This window comes from Mesorhizobium silamurunense, assembly GCF_014843905.1.
GTDB lineage: Bacteria > Pseudomonadota > Alphaproteobacteria > Rhizobiales > Rhizobiaceae > Mesorhizobium > Mesorhizobium silamurunense.
The window spans coordinates 46,110-70,666 of sequence record NZ_LPVS01000027.1; the positions used below are offsets into that span (position 1 = coordinate 46,110).

General features: G+C 63.3%; 29 protein-coding genes. 22 read left to right on the forward strand and 7 right to left on the reverse strand.

Translation table 11 applies throughout. The features are described from left to right. The first annotated feature begins 3 nt into the window (after nt 1–3). Together AU465_RS06095 and AU465_RS06100 are read left to right on the forward strand one after the other, a co-directional pair. Nucleotides 4–567: a GNAT family N-acetyltransferase gene (locus AU465_RS06095; protein ID WP_192244918.1), complete on the forward strand. Its 564-nt coding sequence runs from the start codon at nt 4–6 to the stop codon at nt 565–567. A gap of 158 nt (nt 568–725) precedes the next feature. Further along, nucleotides 726–1,193 (forward strand): DUF1203 domain-containing protein, encoded by a 468-nt coding sequence (locus tag AU465_RS06100; protein ID WP_192244920.1) that lies wholly within the window; start codon nt 726–728, stop codon nt 1,191–1,193. Nucleotides 1,194–1,657: 464 nt separating this feature from the next. Here the strand turns inward: AU465_RS06100 and ald are convergent, their stop codons facing one another. Beyond that, entirely contained in the window at nt 1,658–2,773 is a 1,116-nt protein-coding gene (ald, locus tag AU465_RS06105) for an alanine dehydrogenase (protein ID WP_192244922.1), read from the reverse strand. 214 nt (nt 2,774–2,987) lie between these two features. On the opposite strand from ald, the gene AU465_RS06110 reads away from it, so the two are divergent. Then, nucleotides 2,988–3,461, forward strand: coding sequence for an Lrp/AsnC family transcriptional regulator (locus AU465_RS06110; protein WP_192244924.1), 474 nt, complete (start codon nt 2,988–2,990; stop codon nt 3,459–3,461). Nucleotides 3,462–3,467: 6 nt separating this feature from the next. On the opposite strand, the gene AU465_RS06115 is transcribed toward AU465_RS06110, so the two are convergent. Next, nucleotides 3,468–4,127, reverse strand: coding sequence for a 5-formyltetrahydrofolate cyclo-ligase (locus AU465_RS06115; protein WP_192244926.1), 660 nt, complete (start codon nt 4,125–4,127; stop codon nt 3,468–3,470). Nucleotides 4,128–4,300: 173 nt separating this feature from the next. Between AU465_RS06115 and AU465_RS06120 the strand changes: the two genes are divergently transcribed. The 8 genes from AU465_RS06120 to AU465_RS06155 all read left to right on the forward strand — a co-directional run bounded on the left by AU465_RS06120 (nt 4,301) and on the right by AU465_RS06155 (nt 10,920). Then, the gene (locus AU465_RS06120) at nt 4,301–5,566 is read left to right on the forward strand and encodes an NAD(P)/FAD-dependent oxidoreductase (protein WP_192244946.1); all 1,266 of its coding nucleotides are present in this window, start codon (nt 4,301–4,303) and stop codon (nt 5,564–5,566) included. A 141-nt stretch (nt 5,567–5,707) separates the two neighbouring features. Continuing rightward, nucleotides 5,708–7,681 carry a bifunctional 2',3'-cyclic-nucleotide 2'-phosphodiesterase/3'-nucleotidase gene (locus tag AU465_RS06125; protein ID WP_192244948.1) on the forward strand — a complete coding sequence of 658 codons (1,974 nt, stop codon included), beginning with the start codon at nt 5,708–5,710 and terminating at the stop codon, nt 7,679–7,681. A 184-nt stretch (nt 7,682–7,865) separates the two neighbouring features. Further along, on the forward strand, nt 7,866–8,000 hold the full coding sequence (locus tag AU465_RS37075; protein ID WP_281396693.1) for a hypothetical protein: 135 nt from the start codon (nt 7,866–7,868) through the stop codon (nt 7,998–8,000). A 100-nt stretch (nt 8,001–8,100) separates the two neighbouring features. Then, nucleotides 8,101–8,391 (forward strand): Dabb family protein, encoded by a 291-nt coding sequence (locus tag AU465_RS06135; RefSeq protein ID WP_192244950.1) that lies wholly within the window; start codon nt 8,101–8,103, stop codon nt 8,389–8,391. An 80-nt stretch (nt 8,392–8,471) separates the two neighbouring features. After that, the gene (locus AU465_RS06140) at nt 8,472–9,347 is read left to right on the forward strand and encodes a VOC family protein (RefSeq protein ID WP_192244952.1); all 876 of its coding nucleotides are present in this window, start codon (nt 8,472–8,474) and stop codon (nt 9,345–9,347) included. Then, nucleotides 9,344–10,189 (forward strand): 3-deoxy-8-phosphooctulonate synthase, encoded by an 846-nt coding sequence (gene kdsA / locus AU465_RS06145; RefSeq protein WP_192244954.1) that lies wholly within the window; start codon nt 9,344–9,346, stop codon nt 10,187–10,189. The genes AU465_RS06140 and kdsA overlap by 4 nt, the downstream gene beginning before the upstream one ends. 76 nt (nt 10,190–10,265) lie before the next feature. Continuing rightward, entirely contained in the window at nt 10,266–10,469 is a 204-nt protein-coding gene (locus tag AU465_RS06150; protein WP_192244956.1) for a dodecin family protein, read from the forward strand. An 85-nt stretch (nt 10,470–10,554) separates the two neighbouring features. Further along, nucleotides 10,555–10,920 carry a PRC-barrel domain-containing protein gene (locus AU465_RS06155; RefSeq protein ID WP_192244958.1) on the forward strand — a complete coding sequence of 122 codons (366 nt, stop codon included), beginning with the start codon at nt 10,555–10,557 and terminating at the stop codon, nt 10,918–10,920. Between the two features lie 66 nt (nt 10,921–10,986). On the opposite strand, the gene AU465_RS37080 is transcribed toward AU465_RS06155, so the two are convergent. Continuing rightward, nucleotides 10,987–11,109 (reverse strand): hypothetical protein, encoded by a 123-nt coding sequence (locus tag AU465_RS37080; protein WP_281396695.1) that lies wholly within the window; start codon nt 11,107–11,109, stop codon nt 10,987–10,989. A 200-nt stretch (nt 11,110–11,309) separates the two neighbouring features. Here AU465_RS37080 and eno point away from each other — a divergent pair, with 200 nt between their 5' ends. Then, on the forward strand, nt 11,310–12,584 hold the full coding sequence (eno, locus tag AU465_RS06160; protein ID WP_192244961.1) for a phosphopyruvate hydratase: 1,275 nt from the start codon (nt 11,310–11,312) through the stop codon (nt 12,582–12,584). 148 nt (nt 12,585–12,732) lie between these two features. On the opposite strand, the gene AU465_RS06165 is transcribed toward eno, so the two are convergent. Further along, entirely contained in the window at nt 12,733–13,329 is a 597-nt protein-coding gene (locus tag AU465_RS06165; protein ID WP_192244962.1) for a gamma carbonic anhydrase family protein, read from the reverse strand. After that, nucleotides 13,326–13,844, reverse strand: coding sequence for a MarR family winged helix-turn-helix transcriptional regulator (locus tag AU465_RS06170; RefSeq protein ID WP_192244964.1), 519 nt, complete (start codon nt 13,842–13,844; stop codon nt 13,326–13,328). The genes AU465_RS06165 and AU465_RS06170 overlap by 4 nt, the downstream gene beginning before the upstream one ends. A 199-nt stretch (nt 13,845–14,043) precedes the next feature. Here AU465_RS06170 and AU465_RS06175 point away from each other — a divergent pair, with 199 nt between their 5' ends. From AU465_RS06175 to AU465_RS06220, 10 genes are all read left to right on the forward strand, one after another. Next, nucleotides 14,044–14,367 (forward strand): FtsB family cell division protein, encoded by a 324-nt coding sequence (locus AU465_RS06175; protein WP_192244966.1) that lies wholly within the window; start codon nt 14,044–14,046, stop codon nt 14,365–14,367. A gap of 175 nt (nt 14,368–14,542) precedes the next feature. Next, nucleotides 14,543–15,589, forward strand: a complete 1,047-nt coding sequence (gene pdhA / locus AU465_RS06180) for a pyruvate dehydrogenase (acetyl-transferring) E1 component subunit alpha (protein ID WP_192244968.1) — start codon at nt 14,543–14,545, stop codon at nt 15,587–15,589. A gap of 15 nt (nt 15,590–15,604) precedes the next feature. Continuing rightward, nucleotides 15,605–16,990 (forward strand): pyruvate dehydrogenase complex E1 component subunit beta, encoded by a 1,386-nt coding sequence (locus AU465_RS06185; RefSeq protein WP_192244970.1) that lies wholly within the window; start codon nt 15,605–15,607, stop codon nt 16,988–16,990. 18 nt (nt 16,991–17,008) lie between these two features. Further along, complete coding sequence (locus AU465_RS06190) at nt 17,009–18,373, forward strand: pyruvate dehydrogenase complex dihydrolipoamide acetyltransferase (RefSeq protein ID WP_192244973.1); 1,365 nt, start codon at nt 17,009–17,011, stop codon at nt 18,371–18,373. Nucleotides 18,374–18,387: 14 nt separating this feature from the next. After that, a complete protein-coding gene (locus tag AU465_RS06195; protein ID WP_192244975.1) occupies nt 18,388–18,813 on the forward strand; it encodes a hypothetical protein in 426 nt (141 codons plus the stop codon). Continuing rightward, nucleotides 18,810–19,448, forward strand: a complete 639-nt coding sequence (locus tag AU465_RS06200) for an SGNH/GDSL hydrolase family protein (RefSeq protein WP_192244977.1) — start codon at nt 18,810–18,812, stop codon at nt 19,446–19,448. Before AU465_RS06195 ends, AU465_RS06200 begins: the two co-directional genes overlap by 4 nt. Nucleotides 19,449–19,475: 27 nt before the next feature. Further along, nucleotides 19,476–20,921 carry a dihydrolipoyl dehydrogenase gene (gene lpdA / locus AU465_RS06205; RefSeq protein ID WP_192244979.1) on the forward strand — a complete coding sequence of 482 codons (1,446 nt, stop codon included), beginning with the start codon at nt 19,476–19,478 and terminating at the stop codon, nt 20,919–20,921. A gap of 102 nt (nt 20,922–21,023) precedes the next feature. Continuing rightward, nucleotides 21,024–21,281: a GlsB/YeaQ/YmgE family stress response membrane protein gene (locus AU465_RS06210; RefSeq protein ID WP_192244981.1), complete on the forward strand. Its 258-nt coding sequence runs from the start codon at nt 21,024–21,026 to the stop codon at nt 21,279–21,281. A gap of 130 nt (nt 21,282–21,411) precedes the next feature. Continuing rightward, nucleotides 21,412–22,377, forward strand: a complete 966-nt coding sequence (lipA, locus tag AU465_RS06215) for a lipoyl synthase (protein WP_192245287.1) — start codon at nt 21,412–21,414, stop codon at nt 22,375–22,377. An 11-nt stretch (nt 22,378–22,388) separates the two neighbouring features. Then, nucleotides 22,389–22,844: a type II toxin-antitoxin system RatA family toxin gene (locus AU465_RS06220; protein ID WP_192244983.1), complete on the forward strand. Its 456-nt coding sequence runs from the start codon at nt 22,389–22,391 to the stop codon at nt 22,842–22,844. On the opposite strand, the gene AU465_RS06225 is transcribed toward AU465_RS06220, so the two are convergent. Beyond that, nucleotides 22,841–23,329, reverse strand: coding sequence for a CinA family protein (locus tag AU465_RS06225; protein ID WP_192244985.1), 489 nt, complete (start codon nt 23,327–23,329; stop codon nt 22,841–22,843). The two genes, AU465_RS06220 and AU465_RS06225, sit on opposite strands and share 4 nt — an antisense overlap. Continuing rightward, on the reverse strand, nt 23,326–24,555 hold the full coding sequence (locus tag AU465_RS06230; RefSeq protein WP_192244987.1) for a bifunctional 2-C-methyl-D-erythritol 4-phosphate cytidylyltransferase/2-C-methyl-D-erythritol 2,4-cyclodiphosphate synthase: 1,230 nt from the start codon (nt 24,553–24,555) through the stop codon (nt 23,326–23,328). The genes AU465_RS06225 and AU465_RS06230 overlap by 4 nt, the downstream gene beginning before the upstream one ends. Nucleotides 24,556–24,557 lie beyond the last annotated feature (2 nt).

The window sequence follows — 24,557 nt, forward strand, 5'->3', positions numbered from 1 at the left end:
ACGATGGAAAATGGTGTGCCGAAGGATATCGACGTCACGGTCACATTCCTCGAAATGCACGCACCGCCGGCCGTATCGCCGCCGCTGCCCTACAACCGGCAGATCGCGCTGCTGAAGACCAAGGACATTCCGCTGCATTTCTACCGCTACCTGATGGATCGCGTCGGGCGCAAATGGCACTGGGTCAATGTGCTCAGGTTGAGCGACGAGGAACTGGCCGCCGGCCTGCATCGTGAGGACCGCGACATCAGGGTGCTCTACCTCGACGGCTCTCCCGCCGGCTTCTTCGACCTCAAGCCGCATTTGCCGGAGGAAGTGGAGCTCGCCTATTTCGGCATGATGGAACATGCGCACGGCCAAGGCATCGGCCGCTGGTTCCTGGGGGCGGCCATCTCCGCTGCATGGTCGTATGGGCCGAAGCGCGTCACGGTGCAGACCTGCACGCTCGACCACCCGGCGGCGCTGCCGCTTTACCAGAAGCTCGGCTTCGCGCCGGTTGCGCAGAAGAAAGAGGTCGTGCATCCGCTGTCCTTCGCCGAGCGCTCGGCAAGCGTCATGCGGCCATAGTTTTTCTAACGCGACCGCTCGATCATTTGAGGAGCCCGGCCTCAGCAAAGCGGGGCTCTTTCCATGTAGCGATCCCCCTGCGGACCGCCTGGCAGGAATCGGGTGGGAGGCGCGACCGCCCGGGCATAATTTCCGGTCAACGACATCGGAGATTTGCCATGAGCATCCAGTTCAAAGCCTTGCCGACCGAAGCCGTGCGCGCCCTGCAGCGGGGAGGACCCGACGCCTACGGCCACACGCCCGAACGACGGATTTCCGACGGCGACGGCGTGCCGTGCCGGCATTGCATGAAGAACGTTGCCGCCGGCGAGGGCTATCTCATCCTTGCCTACCGGCCGTTCCCGGAGCTTCAGCCTTACGCCGAGACCGGGCCGATCTTTCTCCATGCGGATGAATGCGAATGCGCCGCGGAGGCGGATGCGCTGCCCGAAATGCTCGAAGGCAGCGACTACATCGTGCGCGGCTACGGCAAGGACGACCGCATCGTCTACGGCAGCGGCGCCGTCATCCCCACCGATGGTATCGCGGCCCGCGCCGAGACCTTGTTCGAACGCGACGACATCGCCTACATCCACGTCCGCTCGGCGCGGAACAATTGCTACCAGTGCCGCATCGAACGGGCATGAGAAAAAAAGATGCCCGCCGATGGTCTGGCGGGCAGTTGGGAAAAAAGCCTGCGACAGAAGCCATTGGCGAAATCGCCAAGCAGGCCGGTGGTGTCTAGGCATTTTTCCCGACAGCCGAATGTGAAACGCTTCACACAACGCATATCGGTGGCGGCTGGCGTTTTCGAATCCGGGAGAGTGCTAGTAACGCTGTCGTATTCCCGTCGTATAGCCGCGCTAAAAGGCAGTCGTTGATCGATTGCCGACCGCGGATGGACCGGCGGCACGTCGCAACATCGAGGAAGCGGGGCTCTGGCTCCGCTTTTTTGTTGCCCGAATTTCCCGCGCAAGAACCAGTTTCCTGCACGAGAAAAAACGCCCGCCGGAGGGCCGGCGGGCGCGACAGAAGGAAGCTCTTGTCTAAAGCAATTCCAGGAAAAGTGTGTAGCGGTTTTCCGTCCGGAATTGCGTACAAACAATTGGTATCAGGCGGCGAGAACCGCCTTCGGCTCGACCATTTCGTAGCCGAGCGCCTCGGCGACGGCACGGTTGGTGATCTTGCCCTTGTGGACATTGAGGCCGTTGCGCAGGTGGTGGTCGTCGACCAGCGCCTTCAGGCCCTTGTCGGCGAGCTGCAGGCCATGATGCAGCGTCGCGTTGTTGAGCGCATGCGCCGAAGTGACCGGCACCGCGCCCGGCATGTTGGCGACGCAGTAGTGGATCACGCCATCGACCTCGTAGGTCGGATCGGCATGCGTCGTGGCATGCGAGGTCTCGAAGCAGCCGCCCTGGTCGATGGCGACGTCGACGAGCACCGAGCCCTTCTTCATGCCCGAGAGCATTTCGCGGGTGACCAGCTTCGGCGCCGCGGCGCCTGGGATCAGCACGGCGCCGACGACGATGTCGGCCGAGAAGCATTCCTCCTCCAGCGCCTCGACGGTCGAGTAGCGGGTGTGCACGCGGCCGCCAAAAATGTCGTCGAGCTGGCGCAGGCGCGGGATCGAGCGGTCGATGATGGTGACGTCGGCGCCGAGGCCGGCAGCCATCTTCGCCGCATGCAGGCCGACGACGCCGCCACCGAGCACGGTGACCTTGCCGGGCAGCACGCCGGGCACGCCGCCGAGCAGCACGCCGCGGCCGCCATTAACCTTCTGCAGCGCGGTCGCGCCGGCCTGGATCGACAGGCGGCCGGCGACTTCCGACATCGGCGCGAGCAGCGGCAGGCCGCCGCGGTCATCGGTCACCGTCTCATAGGCGACAGCGGTGACGCCCGAAGCGAGCAGGCCCTTCGTCTGCTCCGGATCTGGAGCGAGGTGGAGATAGGTGTAGAGGATCTGGCCGTCGCGCAGTTGCACCCATTCGTTGGGCTGCGGCTCCTTGACCTTGACGATCATGTCCGACTTGGCGAACACGTCGGCGGCAGTCTTGGCGATGGTGGCGCCGGCCGCGCGATAGGCGTTGTCGTCGGCGCCGATGCCGGCACCGGCGCCGGTCTCGACCAGCACTTCGTGGCCGTGCGCGACGTATTCGCGGACCGAGCCGGGCGTGAGGCCGACGCGGTATTCATGGTTCTTGATTTCCTTGGGGCAGCCGACGCGCATTTTCTTCTCCTGTCCGGCCCTTAAAAGGGCGCTCTCCCTGACATTTCCGGGCAATGCCGCCAGTCCCAAAACCGCCGCGCAGTCTTGGGCGACATGCATGAGACGCAGTGAAGCATGAATCGTTCCGTATGTGTTTGCGAATGCACTTGCGGCGGGCCGCAGTCTTCGATAATCGTTGCGTGAATTCCCAAAATATTCGCAGGAATCACGAAGAATGTCGCTCGATAGGATTGATATCGCCATTCTGGAGACTTTGCAGAAGGATGGCCGGATCCCCAACGCGGCGCTTGCCGAGAAGGTCGGTCTGTCGCAATCTGCCTGCTCCAGGCGGCTGGACAATCTGGAAAAATCCGGAACCATCCGCGGCTACCACGCGCGGCTGTCGAATGCCGCGCTCGGCCATCAGATGACCGCGATCGTGCATATATCGCTGTCAGGGCAATTCGAGAAGACGCTGTCGGATTTCGAAGCGGCGATCAAACGCTGCCCGAACGTGCTTTCCTGCCATCTGATGTCGGGCGAATACGACTACATCCTGCGCATTGCCGCCAAAGACCTCGCCGACTATGAGCGCATCCACAAGGAATGGCTGTCGGCCATGCCGCATGTGACGAAGATCAACTCGTCTTTTGCCCTGCGCGAGATCATCGATCGCACGGCGGTCGGGTTGAGGCCGGAGATGGCGTAGCCGCCGTTAAGCTCCGGCCGCCTCCGTCACCACCGTGCTCATCGGAATGTCGTGCGGTTGGGGATAGATGGTCGGGATGCGCTGCAATTCGTAGCCGACGCCGATCACCAGCGGCCTGAGTGGTATGGCGGCAAGCGTGCGGTCGTAGAAGCCGCCGCCATAGCCCAGCCGGTAGTTGCCAGGATCGATACCGACCACAGGCGAGATCACGATATCGGGCAGCACGGGATCACCCTCGGCCGGGATCGGAATGTTCCAGACGCCTTTTTCCAGCCGATCGCCAGGCACATAAGCGCGGAAGACCAGAGGCTGGCGTTTCTCGATGACGACGGGCAGCGCCGTACGGCCGCCACGCGCATTGATCGACGCCATCCAGCCACGCAGGTCTGGCTCGCCGCGGAACGGCCAGTAGAGGCTGACCGTGCGGCCGGAAACGTCACCGATCAGGGCGTCGAGGCCTTCGGCAATCCGCTGTGACATTGCCGCGCGTGCATCGGCAGAAACCGCAAGCCGCGCTCCGATCAGCCGTTCGCGCTCCGCCTTGCGCCAGCGCCTGACATCGGTCCAGTCGGACAGCGGCATCTGGTAGGCCGGGTCGAGCTCGTGCATGAAACAAGGCGGCGAGGCGTATTGAGCCGGGCCTTCGTCATCGCGATTGTCAGTCATGCTTCGCTCCTATCATTCTGCTCAACGCTATACCCGACACCCTATGGCGGCATGCGTGTTCACGACACCGGGCGGCGACTCCCGGGCAGTGCATGGGAGGCTGCAGGCGTTGTTGCGGTGCACAAAAATGCTTACATCATGGGTGATGAATCCGCTCGGCGAGGTGGAATGAAATGAACGAAGCCAGCCATCATGTCGTTGTCGTCGGCGCTGGGTTCGGCGGCCTCGAGCTCACCCGGGCGCTGGCCGGCGCACCGGTGCGCATTACCATGATCGATAAGCGCAATCATCATCTGTTCCAGCCGCTGCTTTACCAGGTGGCGACCACCTCGCTGGCGACTTCGGAGATCGCCTGGCCGATCCGTCATCTCTTACGCAAGCGCAAGGACGTGACAACGCTTCTGGGCACAGTCATCGGCGTCGACCGCGCCGGCAAACGTGCTCTGCTGGAGGATGGCAGCTCGGTCACCTACGACACGCTGGTGCTCGCCACCGGCGCGCGTCACGCTTATTTCGGCCATGACGAATGGGAGCCCTACGCGCCAGGGCTTAAGACGCTGGAAGATGCCACCACGATCCGCCGCCGCATCCTGCTCGCTTTCGAAGAGGCCGAGCGCGAGGCCGATCCCGCCAAACGCCAGGCATTGCTGACGCTGGTCATCGTCGGCGGCGGACCGACTGGGGTCGAGCTCGCCGGCACGATCGCGGAACTTGCGCATGACACGCTGCGCGGCGAATTCCGCAACATCGACACGCGGCAGGCGCGCGTGGTGCTGATCGAGGCCGGCGACCGGATCCTCGCCAATTTCGCGCCGGAGCTCTCAGCCTACGCCCAGAAGGCGCTGGCGCGGCTTGGCGTGTCGGTCGAGCTTGGCCGCGCCGTCACGCATCTGGATGCCGAGGGCGTCGTCTTCGGCGGCGCGCATCTGCCGGCAAAGACCATCCTATGGGCGGCGGGCGTCGCCGCTTCGCCTGCGGCGGAATGGCTGGGAGCGTCTGCCGACCGGGCAGGCAGGGTGCTGGTCGAGCCCGATCTCACGGTGCCGGGCAGCCCCGAGATATTCGTCATCGGCGATACGGCGCCTCTGTTGCGGCCGGATGGAAAACCGGTGCCGGGTGTGGCGCCTTCCGCCAAGCAGGAGGGCAGGCATGTTGCGGCGACGATCAAAGCGAGGCTCGAAGGCGACGCAACGCCACGCCCTTTCCGCTACAAGCATGCCGGCGACCTGGCAACGATCGGCAAACGCGCCGCCGCGATCGACTTCGGCTGGATCAAGCTCACCGGCTGGCTTGCCTGGTGGCTTTGGGGCATCGCCCACATCTATTTCCTGATCGATTTCCGCAACCGTCTCGCGGTGTCGCTTAGCTGGCTATGGATATATTTCACCGGGCAGCGCAGCGCCCGGCTGATCACCCAGGGCGACGACGATAAGGGCTGATTTGCTTGGCTCCCCTGTTTCATCGACGCGTCACCTTGTCGTGATCAACAGGCTCTCGGCAGACGTGGACTCAGAGCGCCTTCGACGCCATGCTCCGCATCCGGGGCAGGGGTTGTCACGTTGTCGTTGAGGAGGAAAGCAATGTCACAACCGCTCGTCACTCGCCGTTCGTTGCTGGCCGGAACTGCTGCCACCGGGGCGCTCATCATGCTGCATCCGTTCTCAGCCCGCGCCGCGGCCAATCAGGCGCATCTCAGGATCATGGAAACCACCGACATCCATGTGAACCTGCTGCCCTATGATTACTACGCCGACAAAGCGAATGACACGATGGGCCTGTCGCGCACGGCCTCGCTGATCGACGCGGTGCGCAAGGAAGCCAGCAATTCGATGCTGATCGACAATGGCGACTTGCTGCAGGGCAATCCGATGGGCGATTACATCGCCTACGAGAAGGGCATGAAGGATGGCGACCTGCATCCGATCATGAAGGGCATGAATCTGCTCGGCTATGAATGCTCGACGCTCGGCAACCACGAATTCAACTACGGCCTATCCTTCATGGACAAGGTGCTTGCCGGCGCCAATTTCCCGTTCGTGTGCGCGAACCTGATCCGTGGCACGACGCTCGCGACGAACCCGCGCGACGACAAGCTCTACCTCAAGCCCTATGTCGTGCTCGACAAGAAGATCAAGGATGGCTCCGGCGCGGAACAGCCGATCAAGATCGGTGTGATCGGCTTCGTGCCGCCGCAGATCATGGTCTGGGACCTGAAGAACCTCGAAGGCAACGTCCAGACCCGCGACATCGTCGAGGCCGCCAAGGCATGGGTGCCGCAGATCCGGGAAGAGGGCGCCGACATCGTGATCGCGCTCTCGCATTCCGGCATCGATATCAAGCGGGGCGACATGATGGAGAACGCCTCGTTCTTCGTCGCCAGTATCGAGGGCATCGATGCGGTCTTCACCGGCCACCAGCACCTCGTCTTCCCCGGCAAGAAGGACTTCCAGGCGCTTGATGGCGTCGATACCGGGAAGGGCACGCTGCAGGGCAAGCCGGCGGTGATGGGCGGTTTCTGGGGCTCGCATATGGGCCTGATCGACCTTTTGCTGGAGCGCGACGGTTCGAAATGGCGGGTCGTCTCGGCCACCTCCGAAGCACGGCCGATCTACGAGCGCGTCGACAACAAGAACAAGGCAACCGTGCCCGATGACAAGCGCATCATCGCGGGGCTGGAGCAGGACCATGAGGCGACACTCGCCTATGTCCGCCGTCCGGTCGGCAAGACGTCCGCGCCGCTCTATTCCTATTTCGCCTTGGTCGCCGACGATCCGTCGGTGCAGATCGTCAATCAGGCGCAGAGCTGGTACCTCAAGGACATATTGAAGAGCACCCAGTGGAAGGATGTGCCGCTCTTGTCCGCGGCGGCACCCTTCAAGGCCGGCGGTCGTAACGGCGCCGACTATTATACCGACGTTCCGGTCGGCGACATCGCCATCAAGAACGTCGCCGACCTCTACCTCTATCCGAACACGGTGCGAGCGGTGGAAATCACCGGCGCGCAGGTGAAGGAATGGCTGGAGATGTCGGCCGGTATCTTCAACAGGATCGAGCCGGGCAAGGCCGATCAGCCGCTGATCAACACCGACTTCCCGTCCTATAATTTCGACGTCATCGATGGCGTCACCTACAGGATCGCCCTGTCGCAGCCGCCGAAATACGATTCGAAGGGCGGCGTAGCGAACGCCGGCTCCAGCCGCATCGTCGACCTGAGGTTCGACGGCAAACCGATTGATCCGGCAGCGAAATTCGTGGTCGCCACAAACAACTACCGCGCCGGCGGCGGCGGCAATTTTCCCGACATCAACGCCTCGAAGATCATCTACGAGGCGCCGGACACCAATCGCGACGTGATCGTGCGCTACATCATCGGCGAAGGCACGATCAACCCCTCGGCGGACGACAACTGGTCGTTCGCGCCGCTGGCCGGCACCAGCGTCGTCTTCGAAACCGGACCCAGGGCGAAGGATTTTATCGATCAGGTGAAATCCCTGAAAATCGAGCCGGCAGGTGAGGGCGAGGGGGGATTTGCCAAATACCGCATCTCACTTTGAAGTTCTGCTTGCCGTCATGCCTGCGGTCAGGGCGACACCGGCGAAGGCTCGATTCCGTCGGCAGCGCCTGGCGCGATTGACGCATCAAACCGCTGGAACGCATGAAGGCGCAAAAGAACGTGACCTCGGAGAATTGCCGCCGAGGCGCTCTGGTTCCGGCTGGCGACATGCGTTAGTTTTAGCAATGCGTTATGTGATCGTCATCGTCGCCATCACCTTCTTCCTGATCTGGGATGGCCTCTACAACCATGGCTACTATCTCGATGCGACCGTCAGGGAGATGTCGCGCATCGTGCGCCACGTCACCGGCGCGGCCTGAGGTCCGACGCTGCTTGGACGGCAGGCGCGACATCGTTGCCGGTTGACGCGACGGCCCTGCTCCCACAAAACGCGCTCAACCGTCGATCGAGGAGGCTGGATTGATCCGGCACATCGTTTTCTTCAGCGTAAGGCGCAAGGAAGATGTGGAGGCCGTGCGGTGCGGCCTGCAGGCGCTGGGCAAGATCCCGCACTCGAAACATTTCGAGGTGACCCTCAACACCAAGGTCGATCTGTTCTCCAACGCGATCGACGTGGTCGTCTATGCCGAGTTCGAGGACGAGGCCGCTCTCGCCGCCTATAAGGCGCATCCGATCTATGCGGAGACGACCAGCAAGGTGAAGCCGTTGCGCGAGCTGCGCTATTCGGCCGACGTCGTGGCCGCCGCATGAACCGAGCAGTCCGCGCCTCCATCAATGCTTTGAACGCCGGACCTTGAACCGCTTTCCGGAATGGGGCACACCGCGCCGGTATGATCGAAACTTCGACCCATCCGCTCGACCACCTGGTTCTGCCGACGCTGAGCCTCGAGATCGCGAGGCAGCGCCTCTCGTCGCTCGGCTTTGTCGTCGCGCCGACCGGCATCCATCCTTTCGGGACCGAGAACGCTTGCGTCTTTTTCGCAGACGGCACCTATCTGGAGCCGTTGGCCGTCGGCGATGAGAAAACGGCGGGACACGCGATAGGCGAAGGCAACGTCTTCGTCGCGCGCGACCGCCTTTACCGCAACAAGCTTGGCGACGAGGGTTTTTCCGCGGTCGTGTTCGGGACCGCCGATGCCGATGCCGACCACGCGCGCTATGTCGAAGCAGGGCTGTCGGCCGGGGATATGCTGAGCTTTTCGCGTGCCTTCACCGACACCGAGGGCAAAAGCGACACGGCATCGTTCAAACTGGCGTTCGTGGCCGATAGAAAAGCAACGGACGCATTCCTGTTCGCCTGTCAGCGCATCAACGCGCCGAAGATCGACCGCACCGCCCTGCAGGCGCATGCCAATGGAGTGACCGGCATCGTCGAGATCGTCGCTGTCAGCGACAGGCCTTCGAGCCAGGCCGGGCTGGTGTCGACCGCAGCCGGCAAGGTCGCGAAGGACGGTGACAAGGTTGAATTGCCCAACGCGACCCTCACCATCCTGACGCCTGATTCAATAGCCTCCCGCTTCGATATTCCGGCAGGGGGCGCTTCGGACCTGCGTTTTGCAGCCATCGTTTTGTCGACCCGCAGCACGGCCGATGTCGCGCATCTGCTTGCAGCCAACGCAATCGAACACAACATGAGCGGCGACGATATCGTCGTGCCGCCGGCGCCCGGTCAGGGCGCGGCGGTCATCTTTCGGGAGATCCCATGAGCGAGTCCCTGACGCCCAATAGATCGGTAACCGTTGGCAAGGTCGTCTTCGCCAACGATGCGCCGCTGTCGCTGATTGCCGGCCCCTGTCAGCTCGAATCGCGCCAGCACGCCTTCGACATGGCCGGCGCGCTGAAGGAACTGACTGAGCGGCTGGGCATCGGCCTCGTCTACAAGACCAGCTACGACAAGGCCAACCGCACCTCGCTGACGGCGACGCGCGGCGCAGGGCTCGAGGCGGCGATGCCCATTTTCGACGATCTGCGCAAGACGTTTTCCATCCCCGTGCTGACGGACGTCCACACCGAGGAACAGTGCGCGATCGTAGCGCCGCATGTCGACGTCCTGCAGATACCGGCTTTTCTATCGCGACAGACCGACATGCTTGTCGCCGCGGCACGGACGGGCAAGGTCGTCAATGTGAAGAAGGGCCAGTTCCTGGCACCATGGGACATGAAGAATGTCGTCGCCAAGATCACCGGCTCCGGCAACCTGAACGTGCTGACCACCGAACGTGGCGCCTCGTTCGGCTACAACACGCTTGTGTCGGACATGCGCGCGCTGCCGATCATGGCTGAAATCGGCGCGCCGGTGATTTTCGACGCCACCCATTCCGTGCAGCAGCCGGGCGGGCAGGGCGGCTCCTCCGGCGGCGAACGCCGCTTCGTCGCAACGCTGGCCTGCGCGGCCGTCGCCGTCGGCGTTGCGGGGGTCTTCATCGAAACCCACCATGATCCGGATAACTCGACCTCTTCCGACGGCCCCAACATGGTGCCTCTCAAGGACATGCCGGCCCTGCTGGAAAAGCTCATGGCGTTCGACCGCGTCGCCAAGGGACGCTGACAGCGGCTGGCTGCGCCGAATCCGGTGGCGGCTTGTACGCTCGCCTTGCAACTGAGCGTCTTGGCAGGAGGAAGCCATGTCTGTCGCCCGCGTCACCGAAATCACGTCGTCGTCCCAGAAGAGCTTTCAGGACGCGATCGAGAATGGCATTGCGCGTGCCGCAAAGACCCTGAAGAATGTCGAGGGCGCCTGGATCCAGGACCAGAAGATCGTCGTCGAAAACGGCAGGATCGCTGCCTACCGGGTCAACATGAAGGTGACCTTCATCCTCACCGACTAGGATCAGGCTGCCGGCGGAAAAGTCTGGAACCTTCACCCGCTCCCCTCATTGTCCAAGCATGCATTGAATCGAGAGGAGCACCACCATGACTACCCCGTCTGGGCATACTGAAGCCATTGCCGCCTCGCGCGTCATCGGCACCTCGGTCTACAATACCGAAGGCAACAGCATCGGCAGCATTGAGGATGTCATGCTCGACAAGATGTCGAACGGCATCATGTTCGCCGTGATCGGTTTCGGCGGTTTCCTCGGCATGGGCGAGAAATACCACGCCATCCCGTGGGCCAGCCTCGACTACGATGCGGACAAGGGCGGCTACGTCGTGCCTTTCACCAAGGACCAGCTCAAGGCGGCGCCCGCGTATTCGATCAAGGAGTTGACCGGCGCCGACGGCGAAGCGGCGCGCGATGCATCCTTCGAGTATTACCACGTAGCGCCTTACTGGCATTGACCGGCAAACAGCGGATCGGAATCGAAAGGCCCCCGGAAATCCGAGGGCCTTTGTGTTTCTGGACCTCTACTCCGCTGCGCGGAGAGTAGAAAGCTCCATCGAGCTTTGCTGGGGTTTCTGATCATCACAGGACGTCAGGAACGCCGCCGCGATCAGGAACAAACTCACGATACCGCTCAACTGGGACATGGCGAAACTCCTCCTGTTTCGCCCCGCGCGAACACGACCATAGATCAGAAGGGCCGGTCATGCGCATGACTTATGATGACAGAAATTTGCGCTTCGTGACTCTTGCCGCCGGCAATAATTGCGGACCGCCCGATTGCCTTTTGCGGTGCTTTGGCTAAGAGGGGCGCGACGCTTCAATCGATCAATCGGGGACATCGCAAATGACCGCCATCATCGACATTGTCGGGCGTGAAATCCTGGACAGCCGTGGAAATCCGACCGTCGAGGTCGACGTGGTGCTGGAAGACGGCTCGATGGGCCGCGCCGCGGTCCCGTCGGGCGCCTCGACCGGCGCCCATGAGGCGGTCGAAGTGCGCGACGGCGGGCCGCGTTATCTCGGCAAGGGCGTTGAGCGCGCGGTCGAGGCAGTGAACGGCGAGCTGTTCGAGGCGATCGGCGGCATGGAAGCCGAGAACCAGATCCATATCGACCAGACGATGATCGAGCTCGACGGCACGCCGAACAAGAGCCGCCTCGGCGCCAACGCCATCCTCGGCGTGTCGCTGGCGGTCGCCAAGGCTGCGGCCGAAGCCGCCGGCCTGCCGCTCTACCGCTATGTCGGCGGCGCGAATGCGCATATCCTGCCGGTGCCGATGATGAACATCATCAACGGCGGCGCGCATGCCGACAATCCGATCGACTTCCAGGAATTCATGATCCTGCCGGTCGGCGCGCCGACGCTGCGCGACGGCGTGCGCTGGGGCTCGGAGATCTTCCACACGCTGAGGAAGAAGCTGAAGGACGCCGGCCACAACACCAATGTCGGCGACGAGGGCGGCTTCGCCCCCAACTTGAAGAGCGCGCCGTCGGCCCTCGATTTCATCATGGAATCGATCGAGAAGGCCGGGTTCAAGCCTGGCGAGGACGTCGCGCTCGGCCTCGACTGCGCGGCGACCGAGTTCTTCAAGGACGGCAACTACGTCTATGAGGGCGAGAAGAAGACGCGCGATCCGAAGGCGCAGGCCAAATACCTCGCCAAACTCGCTTCCGACTATCCGATCATCACCATTGAGGACGGCCTTGCCGAGGACGACTGGGAAGGCTGGAAGATCCTGACCGACCTCATCGGCACGAAGACCCAGCTCGTCGGCGACGACCTTTTCGTCACCAATACGGCGCGGCTGCGCGACGGTATCCGCATGGGCGTCGCCAACTCGATCCTGGTCAAGGTCAACCAGATCGGCTCGCTGACCGAGACGCTGGATGCCGTCGAGACCGCGCACAAGGCCGGCTACACCGCCGTCATGTCGCACCGTTCGGGCGAGACGGAGGATTCGACCATTGCCGACCTCGCTGTCGCCACCAATTGCGGGCAGATCAAGACCGGCTCGCTGTCGCGCTCCGACCGCATGGCCAAGTACAACCAGCTCATCCGCATCGAGGAGGAGCTCGGCAAGCAGGCGCTCTACGCCGGCAGGTCGGTCGTCAAAGGCTGATCCCGGCAATTTCCGGGGAATGCAAGCGCGCTCGTTCGCTGAGCCGCTAATGCATGTCGCTCAAAAGCGCTCAGAACGACATGCATCAAAACAAAGACTTAAAGCGCGCCGCTGGGTCACGCGACGCGCCTGCGAGCACCGCGCTCCCTCAAAAGCTTTCCGTGCGATGCACGCCGAGCGCCACCGATAGGCCTCCCGTGATTTTCTGCATCACATCTGGCTGGTTTCGGTCGACGTCGTAGACGTAACCTGGGAAATCGAGCGGTTGCTGGTGGGACCAGATTGCCTCGTGCTGGTCGGGGGGCAGGACTTGAGCCGGGTCGCCAACGGCAACCCAGCCGATCGGAACGATGGTGCCAGGCTCGAGGCGGGTGCGCAGGTGAACGGTACCGTTGATGCGGACTTCCGATCCACGCCCTATGTGCGCGCCATGGAACACCGCCGCGCCCGTAGCGATAAAAACCTCATCGCCGACTTCTGCGCCAACCACGTGGCTATTGGGGCCTACAAGGCAATTGTTCCCGATCGTGCAAGGGTGACGTGCTGTGGCGCGGATCACCGCATTCTCCAACACGATGCAGTTGCGGCCAATGCGGATCGAGCCGCCTGCCTCCGCCACGAGGCGGGCGCCATGCATGACCCGGCTGCCAGCGCCAATGGCCACATCGCCACACACGGTGGTGTCCGGGGCGACCCACGCGTCGGTATCGACCTCCGGCGAATACCCAGCATAAGAAATGATCATCGCTCGCTCTCCTGTTTCTCGATCTCAGCCGCGCGACAGCCGATCGGGCAGACCTCGGCTCCGCAAAGATCATGCTCGCAGAGGCGACACGTTGTTCTCGCGAAGGCCCGGGAAGTCGTCGCGCCGGCAAGAATCCTATCCAGCATGGAAACAAAGCGCTGCCGCTCATCCGGTCGCAGTGCGGACAGCAATCCGTCGAGCGCGGCGAGTCGGAGAGCTTGCATCTCCTTGACCTGGGCGTGGCCTCTCTTCGTTAGCGTCAGCGGCGTGACACGACCCTCCGGTTTGCCACGCACAATCAGCGCCTGCCGCTGCAGCCCGTCGATCAAACGCACAGCAGTCGGTTGACTGACACCGACAACGTCAGCGAGTTCCGTCGTCGTCAGTCCCGGCTTGAAATGCAGCGTCGACAGCACCGCCGCCGCGCTCGGCGAAAGCTCCCTCAAGGATGCTTCCGTCCTGTCGCGAATCATGGCGCCGAACGCGCCGAGCTTGTTGGCGTCCAATAATTGCATAGCGTATGCATACATTACTTCAGGGCAACGTCAACCTTTTTGCGCATGCAAAGCTGCGCGACCGCAAACGCGTTGAGGCAACTTGCCGCCGGGTCATTCCAGTTCGCCAAAGTCCACGGTCCGTAACCGTCCATTAAGCACAATCGGGCGAAAAAGACTCGGATAGCCACTTGCGTTCGCGGTAGTGAGGGTTCGGGTCATGTGGACACGTCAGCACAAGCAGAGAAACACCGGCAGGCTGATCATTCCGTCGCTCTGCGTGCTGTTCCTCACCTATTTCGGCTTCCATGCCTATCATGGCGAGTTCGGCATCTACTCCAAGTATCGGCTGCAGGCCCAGGCGGTCGAGCTGCAGGCCCAACTCGACGCCGTCAAGGCGCGCCGGGTCGACTTCGAACGCCGTGTCCAGCTCATGCATGAAGGCACGCTGGAGAAGGACATGCTTGACGAGCAGGCCCGAAAGGCGCTCAATCTGTCCCAGCCTGACGAAATCACCATAATGCTGCCCGTCTCGGCAAAATAACCGAATTTCGGTTAATCGCTCTTATTCGCAATGATTCTAAACGCTTAGATGCATGCCAGCCGTGCATTTTTCAGCATGGCGCAATGCATCCTTGCATGTTAGCCTCGCTCAAATCGGTTGGGAGACGATCGCTCTCCCTGAATGTCCGCGAAGAGACGCCAACAGGGAGTGATGCATGGCCACCGCCGCCAGAAAAGCGCCTGCCAAGTCCAAATCCAAATCCGACGGCAAATCGTCGGGCCTTTCCACCCCCAAGCCAGCCGAATTCACCAAGGAAGAAGAGCTTGCCGCCTACCGGCACATGCTGCTCATCCGCCGCTTCGAGGAGAAGGCCGGCCAGCTCTACGGCATGGGCTTCATCGGCGGCTTCTGCCACCTCTATATCGGCCAGGAGGCCGTCGTTACCGGCATGAAGATGGCGCTGATCGAGGGCGACCAGATGATCACCGCCTATCGCGACCATGGCCATATGCTGGCGATGGAGCTGTCGCCGCGCGGCGTGATGGCCGAGCTCACGGGACGCCGCGGCGGCTTGTCGAAAGGCAAGGGCGGCTCCATGCACATGTTCTCCAAGGAGAAGCATTTCTATGGCGGCCACGGCATCGTCGGCGCGCAAGTGTCGCTGGGCACCGGTCTCGCCTTCGCCAACCGCTATCGCGACAACAAGAATGTCTCGCTGACCTATTTCGGCGACGGCGCCGCCAACCAGGGCCAGGTCTACGAGAGCTTCAACATGGCTTCGCTGTGGAAGCTACCGGTGATCTACATCATCGAGAACAACCGCTACGCCATGGGCACGTCGGTATCGCGCTCGTCCGCCGAGACCGACTTCTCCAACCGCGGCGCTTCCTTCAAGATTCCCGGCATCCAGGTCGACGGCATGGATGTGCGCGCGGTCAAGGCCGCCGGCGATGTCGCCGCCGAATGGTGCCGCGCCGGCAACGGCCCGCTCATCCTCGAAATGCAGACCTACCGCTATCGCGGCCACTCGATGTCCGATCCGGCGAAATACCGCTCCAAGGAGGAAGTGCAGAAGATGCGCTCCGAGCATGACCCGATCGAGCAGGTCAAGGCGCGGCTGATGGACAAGAAGTGGGCAAGCGAGGACGAGCTCAAGGCCATCGACAAGGAGGTTCGCGACGTTGTCGCCGATGCCGCCGAATTCGCCCAGAACGACGCCGAGCCGGATCCGTCCGAGCTCTGGACCGATATCGTACTCTAAGGAGAGGGCAAGGACATGCCGATCGAAATTCTCATGCCCGCGCTCTCGCCGACGATGGAAGAGGGCAATCTTTCCAAATGGCTGAAGAACGAAGGCGACAAGGTCGTCGCCGGTGACGTCATCGCCGAGATCGAAACCGACAAGGCAACGATGGAAGTCGAGGCCGTGGACGAAGGCACGCTCGCCAAGATCGTGGTTCCCGCCGGCACCGAAGGCGTCAAGGTCAACGCGGTGATAGCCGTGCTTGCGGTCGATGGTGAAGACGTCGACAAGGCCGGCGAGGGCATCGGCGAAGAGCCTGCCAAGACTGAACCAGCCGCGCCGGCGGCCGCCGCGGCCAAGAGCGAGGCTGCGGCACCTGTCGCGGCCGCGCCGAAGACGGAAGTTGCCGCCGATCCGGATATCCCCGCCGGCACCGAGATGGTCTCAACCACGGTGCGCGAGGCGCTGCGCGACGCCATGGCCGAAGAGATGCGCCGCGACGGCGACGTCTTTGTCATGGGTGAGGAGGTCGCCGAATACCAGGGCGCCTATAAGATCACGCAAGGCCTGCTGCAGGAGTTCGGTCCCCGGCGCGTCGTCGATACGCCGATCACCGAGCATGGCTTTGCCGGCGTCGGCGTCGGCGCGGCGATGGCCGGCCTGAAGCCGATCGTCGAGTTCATGACCTTCAACTTCGCCATGCAGGCGATTGACCAGATCATCAACTCGGCGGCGAAGACGCTCTATATGTCCGGCGGCCAGATGGGCGCGCCGATCGTGTTCCGCGGCCCGAACGGCGCAGCCGCCCGCGTCGCCGCCCAGCACTCGCAGTGCTATGCCGCCTGGTACAGCCATATCCCGGGCCTGAAGGTGGTGATGCCGTACACGGCCGCCGACGCCAAGGGGCTGCTCAAGGCGGCGATCCGCGACCCGAACCCGGTCATCTTCCTCGAGAACGAGATCCTCTATGGCCAGTCCTTCGACGTGCCGAAGCTGGACGATTTCGTGCTGCCGATCGGCAAGGCGCGCGTGCACAAGCAGGGCAAGGACGTCACCATCGTCTCCTTCGGCATCGGCATGACATACGCGGTCAAGGCGGAAGCGGAGCTGCGCGGCATGGGCATCGATGCCGAGATCATCGATCTCAGGACCATCCGGCCGCTCGACTTCGACACCATCATCGCCTCGGTGAAGAAGACCAACCGCCTCGTGGTGGTGGAAGAGGGCTTTCCGCAGAGCTCGGTCGGCGACCATATCGCCAGCCAGGTGTCGCAGCGCGCATTCGACTTCCTCGATGCGCCGGTCATCACCATCGCCGGCAAGGACGTGCCGATGCCCTATGCGGCGAACCTCGAGAAGCTGGCGCTGCCCAATGTCGGCGAGGTCGTCGAGGCAGTCAAAGCCGTCACCTATCGCTGAGCCGGCCGGGAGGATCACATGCCAATCAACATCACCATGCCGGCTCTCTCGCCCACGATGGAGGAGGGCAATCTCGCCAAGTGGCTGGTCAAGGAGGGTGACAAGGTTTCGCCGGGCGACGTGATTGCCGAGATCGAGACCGACAAGGCGACGATGGAAGTCGAGGCCGTCGATGAGGGCACGGTTGCCAAGCTCGTCGTTCCTGCCGGCACCGAAGGCGTCAAGGTCAACGCGGTGATCGCCATCCTGGCCGGCGAAGGCGAGGATGCCGGCGCTGCCGCTAAGAGCGATGGCGGTGCCGCGCCCAAGGCGGAAGCTCCGAAAGCGGACGCAGCGAAGGCCGAAGCGCCCAAGGAAGCGCCGAAGCCGGCGGCAATCGCGGCGCCCGCGCCGGCGAAGGCCGAGCCCGCTCCGGTCGCCAACGGCCATGCCGGCGGCGAACGCGTGTTTGCCTCGCCGCTCGCCCGCCGCATCGCCAAGGATGCCGGCGTCGACGTGGCGGCGCTTAGCGGTTCCGGTCCGCATGGCCGCGTGGTCAAGGCCGATGTCGAGGCGGCGATCGCTTCCGGCGGCGCCAAGGCGGCACCTGCTGCCAAGGCCCCTGCTGGCGCGCAGGCTCCGGCCGCGAAGCCGATGTCGGACGACCAGGTGCTGAAACTGTTCGCCGAAGGCTCTTACGAGCTCGTCCCGCACGACAATATGCGCAAGACCATCGCGCGTCGCCTGGTCGAAGCCAAGAGCACCATTCCGCATTTCTACCTGACGCTCGACTGCGAGCTCGACGCGCTGCTGGCGCTGCGCACGCAGCTCAATGCGGCAGCGCCAATGAAGAAGACCGAGAAGGGCGAGGTTCCCGCCTATAAGCTCTCGGTCAACGACATGGTGATCAAGGCGATGGCGATGGCGCTGATGGCGGTGCCGGACGCCAACGCCTCCTGGACCGACAATGCCATGGTCAAGCACAAGCATGCCGATGTCGGCGTTGCCGTCTCGATCCCCGGCGGCCTGATCACGCCGATCATCCGCCGCGCCGACGAAAAGACGCTGTCCACCATCTCCAACGAGATGAAGGACCTCGCCAGCCGCGCCCGCAGCCGGAAGCTGAAGCCCGAGGAATATCAGGGCGGCACCACGGCCGTCTCCAATCTCGGCATGTTCGGCGTGAAGGACTTTGCCGCCGTGATCAACCCACCGCATGCGACGATCCTTGCGGTTGGCGCGGGCGAGGAGCGTGCGGTGGTGAAGAAAGGCGAGATCAAGATCGCAACCATGATGTCGGTCACGCTGTCCACCGATCACCGCGCCGTCGACGGCGCGCTTGGCGCGGAACTGCTCGGCGCCTTCAAGCGCATCATCGAAAATCCGATGGGCATGCTGGTGTAGGAAGGAAAAAGGCGGTGCGGAAATTCTTCACCAGCCTTTTCGCCTTCATCCTTTCCGGTCTGGCCGGCGGACTGGTCGTTGAAGAACTGGCCGTGCTTACCGGCGCGACCGAGGAATACATTCTGGTCTTCGCGGCGACGGTGATGATCATCATCGTCGTGACGATCGCCTTCTTCCTGGTCCAGTTCCGCGCCGAGCCGGTTGCCGCAGTCGACCGGATGTTGTGGTGGCTGCTCGCGATTTTCGGGATCCTCCTGATCGCGCTCGCCGGCTGGACGTTTTCGGTGCCGCCCGAGAACCGGGCGACCGCGAGCGACCTTTCGATCGTTGCCGGGCTGATCCTGCCCGGCGTCGTGGCGATCATCGTGCAATGGCTGTTCGTGCGCTGGCGGCTAAAGCGCTCGTCGGCAGGATTCGGCAGGGGCGGGGCGACCGTATGAAGACAATTCTCTGCTATGGCGACTCGCTGACCTGGGGTTACGACGCCGCCAGCCTCGGCCGCCATGCGCTCGAGGACCGCTGGCCGAGCGTGCTCAAAGCGGCGCTCGGTGACGGCATCGAGGTCATCGCCGAGGGGCTGAACGGCCGCACCACCGCCTTTGACGATCACCTCGCCGGAGCCGACCGCAACGGCGCCAGGCTTCTGCCGACAATCCTCACGACACACGCCCCGCTCGACCTGATCATCTTCATGCTCGGGGCCAACGACATGAAGCCGTGGATCCATGGCAATCCGGTTGCTGCCAAGCAAGGCATACAGCGCCTGGTCGATATCGTGCGCGGCCACGACTATCCGTTCGACTGGCCGGCGCCGCAGATCCTTATCGTCGCGCCACCCGCCGTGACGCGCACCGACAATGCCGAATTCAAGGAAATGTTCGCCGGCGGCGACGACGCCTCGAAGCGGCTGGCGCTGCAATATTCCGCGCTTGCCGACGAGGCCGGCTGCGGCTTCTTCGATGCCGGCACCGTGGCGACGACCACGCCGCTCGACGGCGTCCATCTCGATGCGGAAAACACGCGGCGGATCGGCCAGGCGCTGGCCCCCCTCGTGCGTGTGATGCTCTCACTCTAACCCCCAGAAAAATCAGGGAGAAAACCCGTGGCTGAGAACTACGACGTCATCATCATCGGCTCCGGCCCCGGCGGATATGTCACGGCGGTGCGCTCAGCGCAGCTCGGCTTCAAGACGGCGATCGTCGAGCGCGAGCATCTCGGCGGCATCTGCCTGAACTGGGGCTGCATCCCGACCAAGGCGCTGCTGCGCTCGGCCGAGATCATGCACTATTCGGACCACCTGAAGGATTACGGCCTGAAGCTCGACGGCAAGGTCAGCCCTGACACGACCGCCGTCGTCGACCGTTCGCGCAAGGTGTCGCTCAGGCTGAACGGCGGCGTCGCCTTCCTGATGAAGAAGAACAAGGTCGACGTCATCTGGGGTGAGGCAAAGCTTTCCAAGCCGGGCGAGATCGTGGTCTCCAAGACCGCCAAGAAGCCGATGGAGCCGCAGCCGCCGGTGCCGAAAGGCGTCAAGGGTGAGGGCACCTATACCGCCAAGCACATCATCCTGGCGACCGGCGCCAGGCCGCGGGCGCTGCCCGGCATCGAGCCGGACGGCAAGCTGATCTGGACCTATTTCGAGGCGATGGTGCCGAAGGAAATGCCGAAGTCGCTGCTGGTGATGGGCTCGGGCGCCATCGGCATCGAATTCGCGTCCTTCTATCGCACCATGGGCGCCGATGTGACGGTCGTCGAATTGCTGCCGGCGGTGATGCCGGTCGAGGACGCCGAAGTCTCGAAATTCGCGCAGAAACAGTTCGAGAAGCAGGGCATGAAGATCCTGCTCGAGGCCAAGGTGACCAAGGTTGAGAAGGGCGCCAACTCGATCACCGCCCATGTCGAGATGAAAGACGGCAAGGTCGAGAAGATCACCGCCGACCGGATGATCTCGGCCGTCGGCGTGCAGGGCAATATCGAGGGCCTCGGCCTCGAGGCGCTCGGCGTGAAGACGGATCGAGGCTGCATCGTCGTCGACGGCTACGGCAAGACCAATGTGCCTGGCGTGTACGCCATCGGCGACGTCGCCGGACCGCCCATGCTTGCCCACAAGGCCGAACACGAGGGCGTGGTCTGCGTCGAGAAGATCGCCAATTTGCCCGGCGTCCACGCCACCGACAAGCTGAAGATCCCCGGCTGCACCTATTGCAGCCCGCAGGTCGCCTCGGTCGGCCTGACCGAAGCCAAGGCCAAGGCCGAAGGCAAGGACATCCACATCGGCCGCTTCCAGTTCGGCGCCAACGGCAAGGCCATCGCGCTCGGCGAGGACCAGGGCTTCATCAAGACCATCTTCGACAAGAAGACCGGGCAGCTTCTCGGCGCGCATATGATCGGCGCAGAGGTGACCGAGCTCATCCAGGGCTTCGTCGTCGCGATGAATCTCGAGACCACCGAGGAAGAGCTGATGCACACGATCTTCCCGCATCCGACGCTGTCGGAGATGATGAAGGAAAGCGTGCTCGACGCCTATGGCCGGGCTTTGAACGCATGATAGATTGGGTGGGCGAGACTCAGACACGACGGCCGGAGGACTCTGACGGCAAGGCAGTTCGTATCCGGATGCATTTTCACCTGATCGAGGAGGAGTTGGCATATGGACGTGAATGGCGTGGGCTGGATTGCAGCCATCATCATCGGCGGCTTGGCCGGATGGCTTGCCGAGATGGTCATGAAGAGCAACACCAGTATCTTTATGAACATCATCCTGGGCATCGCCGGCGCGGTGGTGTTGAACGCAATCCTGCGCGCCCTCAACATCGAGGCCTTCGGCGTCGGCTGGTTCGCCTATCTGATCACCGGCTTCATCGGCGCCTGCCTGCTGATCTTTGCTGGGCGGCTGGTGCGCCGCTGAACTCCAGCGAACTCCGCTATGCGAAAATGGCCGTGGCGGCATGCGCCGGCGCGGCCTTTTTCTTTGCTCCGAAAAGTCCTAGATGACGCAGACAAGCGGCCGCGATGCCAGCGGCCGCGAAGGGTTTGAAATGGTCACTGTTCTCGACACGATCGCCAACGCGCCGCGCCCGCGGCATCCCGAAAAGGCGCACAGGCCGGACCAGGAAGTGCTGCGCAAGCCGGACTGGATCCGCGTCAAGGCGCCGGTTTCGAAGGGCTATGCCGAGACGCGCGAGATCGTGAAGTCGCACAAGCTGGTGACGGTGTGCGAAGAGGCCGGCTGCCCGAACATCGGCGAATGCTGGGACAAGAAGCACGCCACCTTCATGATCATGGGCGAGATCTGCACGCGCGCCTGTGCCTTCTGCAATGTCGCCACCGGCATCCCGACCGCGCTCGACCCCGACGAGCCGGCGCGCGTTGCCCACGCCGTCAAGCAGATGGGCCTCAGCCACGTCGTCATCACCTCGGTCGACCGCGACGATCTTGCCGATGGCGGCGCGCAGCATTTCGCCGACGTCATCCATGCCATCCGCGCGACCGCGCCTTCGACGACCATCGAGATCCTGACGCCCGATTTCCTGCGCAAGGACGGCGCGCTGGAGATCGTCGTGGCGGCCAAGCCCGATGTCTTCAACCACAATCTGGAAACCGTGCCGTCGAACTATCTGACGGTGCGTCCAGGCGCCCGCTACTTCCATTCGATCCGGCTGCTGCAGCGGGTCAAGGAGCTCGACCCGTCGATCTTCACCAAGTCCGGCATCATGGTCGGCCTCGGCGAGGAACGGAACGAGATCCTTCAATTGATGGACGATCTGCGTTCGGCCAATGTCGACTTCATGACCATCGGCCAGTATCTGCAGCCATCGAAGAAGCACCACCCGGTGATCCGCTTCATCACGCCGGACGAGTTCAAGTCCTACGAGACGATCGGCAAGACCAAGGGCTTCCTGCTGATGGCGTCGAGCCCGCTGACGCGCTCCTCGCATCACGCCGGCGAGGACTTCGCCAGGCTTCGTGCGGCGCGCGAGGCGCAACTCAAGAAAGCCGGCTGACCTTTTCGACGATGCCGAAATTCGAAGCCACCCGCCGCGTCGCCCATACGCCGGAAAAGATGTTCGCGCTGGTGGCGGATATCGAGGCCTACCCGCAATTCCTGCCGCTCTGCGAGGCGCTGACAGTGCGCTCGCGCAAGGAGCGCGACGGCCGCACCATCCTCGTCGCCGACATGAGCATCGGCTACAAGGCAATCCGCGAGACTTTTACGACCCAGGTGCTGCTCAAGCCCGACGAGAACGCCATCGACGTCAAATACATCGACGGTCCGTTCAAATATCTGAGCAATATCTGGCGTTTCGACCCGGCCGAAGGTGGCTGCGAGGTCCACTTCTTCATCGACTACGAGTTCAAGAGCCGCATCCTCGGCGCGCTGATGGGCACGATGTTCGACCATGCCTTCCGCATGTTCGCGGAGGCGTTCGAGAAGCGCGCCGACGTGATCTACGGTGCAAAACCGCTCTAGTCTTCGCCAAGCGCGCGCAGCCCTAGTTGCAACGCGTACCGCACCGTCTCGTGGCGAATGAATTCGCGGCCCTTATGACCGAACAGCTGGCGCTCGGCGATGACCGGCCGGCCGGCGAGCGCAAGCCCGAACCAGACCAGGCCCACCGGCTTTTCCGGCGAGCCGCCGCTTGGACCGGCAATGCCGGTGACGGCAAGCGAGAGGCCGGCGCGCGAATGCGCCAGCGCGCCCGCCGCCATCTCGAGCACCGTCTCACGCGAGACCGCGCCATGCGCCTCCAATGTCGCGGCGGAGACGCCGAGCATCTCCATCTTGGCTTCGTAGGAATAGGTGATGAATCCGCGGTCGACCACGGCGGAAGAGCCGGCAATGTCGGTGAGCGCTGCAATGATCATGCCGCCGGTGCAGCTTTCGGCGGTCGCCAGCATGACGCCGCGTTGCTGGCAGGCCTGGAGCAGGGCGACGGCGAGTTCGGCGTTGCTCATGCCGGCACGTCTCCCGGATAGGCGACGCTGGCGGTGGCGATCGCCGCTATGCCTTCGCCGCGCCCGACAAAGCCGAGCTTTTCGTTGGTCGTCGCCTTGATCGAAATGCGCTCCGGCGCAATGCTGAGCATCGCCGCAAGCGCCGTAGTCATCGCCTCGCGATGCGGCCCGACGCGCGGCGCCTCGCAGATCAGCGTGATATCGGCATTGGCAATGCGCCCGCCGCGCTCGCGTACCAGCTTCGCCGCATGCTCGACGAATATCTTCGAGGCGACACCCTTCCACTGTGGGTCCGATGGCGGAAAATGCGTGCCGATGTCGCCCGCGCCGCAGGTGGCGAGCAGCGCATCGGTGAGGGCATGGAGGCCGACATCGGCGTCCGAATGGCCGGAAAGTTTCCGATCATATGGGATGGCGACGCCGCACAGCGTGACGTGGTCGCCGGGCTCGAAAGCGTGCACATCGTAGCCGTTGCCGGTGCGGATGTCCGGAAAGCGCGGCAACGCGCAGGAAAGCCGCTGGTCGGCCATCGCAATATCCCTTGCCCAAGTGAGTTTGACGTTATCCGGCGAGCCGGTGACGATCTTGACCGGAATATGCGCCCATTCGGCGATGGCTGCATCGTCGGTGAAATCGGTCTTGCCCAAATGATGCGCCTTCTCATGCGCGGCAAGCAGCGGCCAGAACGGGAAGCCTTGCGGCGTCTGTGCGGTGTGCAGACCGGCCCTCGACACCGTCTCCTCGATCATGCCCGTTGCGGATTCCCGTTTGAGCGTGTCGGCCACGGGAAGCGCAGGCAGCGCGCCCTGGCGCTCGCCGATGGCTTCGATGGTGCGGTCGATGAGCCCGGCATCGACGAATGGGCGCACCGCGTCATGCACAAGTACCTTCGTCGGCGCCAGCTCCCTGAGCGCCAATAGCCCGAGGCGGACGGAAGCCTGGCGGGACGGACCGCCGGTGACGGCGAGGACACGCTCGGCATCGGCTCCGGCGGCACGGTCGAAAAGTTCGCGGTCGTCGGCATGGATCGCCACGACCACCGGTCCGACATTCGGGTGCGAGAGGAACTTTTCCAGCGTATGCGCGATGACCGCTCGGCCGCCGATGCGCTGATACTGCTTCGGCCCGTCGGCCTGTCCGGCGCGCGCGCCGCGCCCGGCGGCGACGATGACCACGCCGACCTTGCCGCCCGCATCCGAAGCCCGATTTGCACTTGCGTCAGTCATGG

Excerpts from the sequence above, each read along its gene's own strand:
- AU465_RS06095 (WP_192244918.1), top strand. The coding sequence starts at position 4 with ATGGAAAATGGTGTGCCGAAGGATATCGACGTCACGGTCACATTCCTC.
- AU465_RS06100 (WP_192244920.1), top strand. The coding sequence starts at position 726 with ATGAGCATCCAGTTCAAAGCCTTGCCGACCGAAGCCGTGCGCGCCCTG.
- ald (WP_192244922.1), bottom strand. The coding sequence starts at position 2,773 with ATGCGCGTCGGCTGCCCCAAGGAAATCAAGAACCATGAATACCGCGTC.
- AU465_RS06110 (WP_192244924.1), top strand. The coding sequence starts at position 2,988 with ATGTCGCTCGATAGGATTGATATCGCCATTCTGGAGACTTTGCAGAAG.
- AU465_RS06115 (WP_192244926.1), bottom strand. The coding sequence starts at position 4,127 with ATGACTGACAATCGCGATGACGAAGGCCCGGCTCAATACGCCTCGCCG.
- AU465_RS06120 (WP_192244946.1), top strand. The coding sequence starts at position 4,301 with ATGAACGAAGCCAGCCATCATGTCGTTGTCGTCGGCGCTGGGTTCGGC.
- AU465_RS06125 (WP_192244948.1), top strand. The coding sequence starts at position 5,708 with ATGTCACAACCGCTCGTCACTCGCCGTTCGTTGCTGGCCGGAACTGCT.
- AU465_RS37075 (WP_281396693.1), top strand. The coding sequence starts at position 7,866 with ATGCGTTATGTGATCGTCATCGTCGCCATCACCTTCTTCCTGATCTGG.
- AU465_RS06140 (WP_192244952.1), top strand. The coding sequence starts at position 8,472 with ATGATCGAAACTTCGACCCATCCGCTCGACCACCTGGTTCTGCCGACG.
- kdsA (WP_192244954.1), top strand. The coding sequence starts at position 9,344 with ATGAGCGAGTCCCTGACGCCCAATAGATCGGTAACCGTTGGCAAGGTC.
- AU465_RS06150 (WP_192244956.1), top strand. The coding sequence starts at position 10,266 with ATGTCTGTCGCCCGCGTCACCGAAATCACGTCGTCGTCCCAGAAGAGC.
- AU465_RS06155 (WP_192244958.1), top strand. The coding sequence starts at position 10,555 with ATGACTACCCCGTCTGGGCATACTGAAGCCATTGCCGCCTCGCGCGTC.
- AU465_RS37080 (WP_281396695.1), bottom strand. The coding sequence starts at position 11,109 with ATGTCCCAGTTGAGCGGTATCGTGAGTTTGTTCCTGATCGCGGCGGCG.
- eno (WP_192244961.1), top strand. The coding sequence starts at position 11,310 with ATGACCGCCATCATCGACATTGTCGGGCGTGAAATCCTGGACAGCCGT.
- AU465_RS06165 (WP_192244962.1), bottom strand. The coding sequence starts at position 13,329 with ATGATCATTTCTTATGCTGGGTATTCGCCGGAGGTCGATACCGACGCG.
- AU465_RS06170 (WP_192244964.1), bottom strand. The coding sequence starts at position 13,844 with ATGCAATTATTGGACGCCAACAAGCTCGGCGCGTTCGGCGCCATGATT.
- AU465_RS06175 (WP_192244966.1), top strand. The coding sequence starts at position 14,044 with ATGTGGACACGTCAGCACAAGCAGAGAAACACCGGCAGGCTGATCATT.
- pdhA (WP_192244968.1), top strand. The coding sequence starts at position 14,543 with ATGGCCACCGCCGCCAGAAAAGCGCCTGCCAAGTCCAAATCCAAATCC.
- AU465_RS06185 (WP_192244970.1), top strand. The coding sequence starts at position 15,605 with ATGCCGATCGAAATTCTCATGCCCGCGCTCTCGCCGACGATGGAAGAG.
- AU465_RS06190 (WP_192244973.1), top strand. The coding sequence starts at position 17,009 with ATGCCAATCAACATCACCATGCCGGCTCTCTCGCCCACGATGGAGGAG.
- AU465_RS06200 (WP_192244977.1), top strand. The coding sequence starts at position 18,810 with ATGAAGACAATTCTCTGCTATGGCGACTCGCTGACCTGGGGTTACGAC.
- AU465_RS06210 (WP_192244981.1), top strand. The coding sequence starts at position 21,024 with ATGGACGTGAATGGCGTGGGCTGGATTGCAGCCATCATCATCGGCGGC.
- lipA (WP_192245287.1), top strand. The coding sequence starts at position 21,412 with ATGGTCACTGTTCTCGACACGATCGCCAACGCGCCGCGCCCGCGGCAT.
- AU465_RS06220 (WP_192244983.1), top strand. The coding sequence starts at position 22,389 with ATGCCGAAATTCGAAGCCACCCGCCGCGTCGCCCATACGCCGGAAAAG.
- AU465_RS06225 (WP_192244985.1), bottom strand. The coding sequence starts at position 23,329 with ATGAGCAACGCCGAACTCGCCGTCGCCCTGCTCCAGGCCTGCCAGCAA.
- AU465_RS06230 (WP_192244987.1), bottom strand. The coding sequence starts at position 24,555 with ATGACTGACGCAAGTGCAAATCGGGCTTCGGATGCGGGCGGCAAGGTC.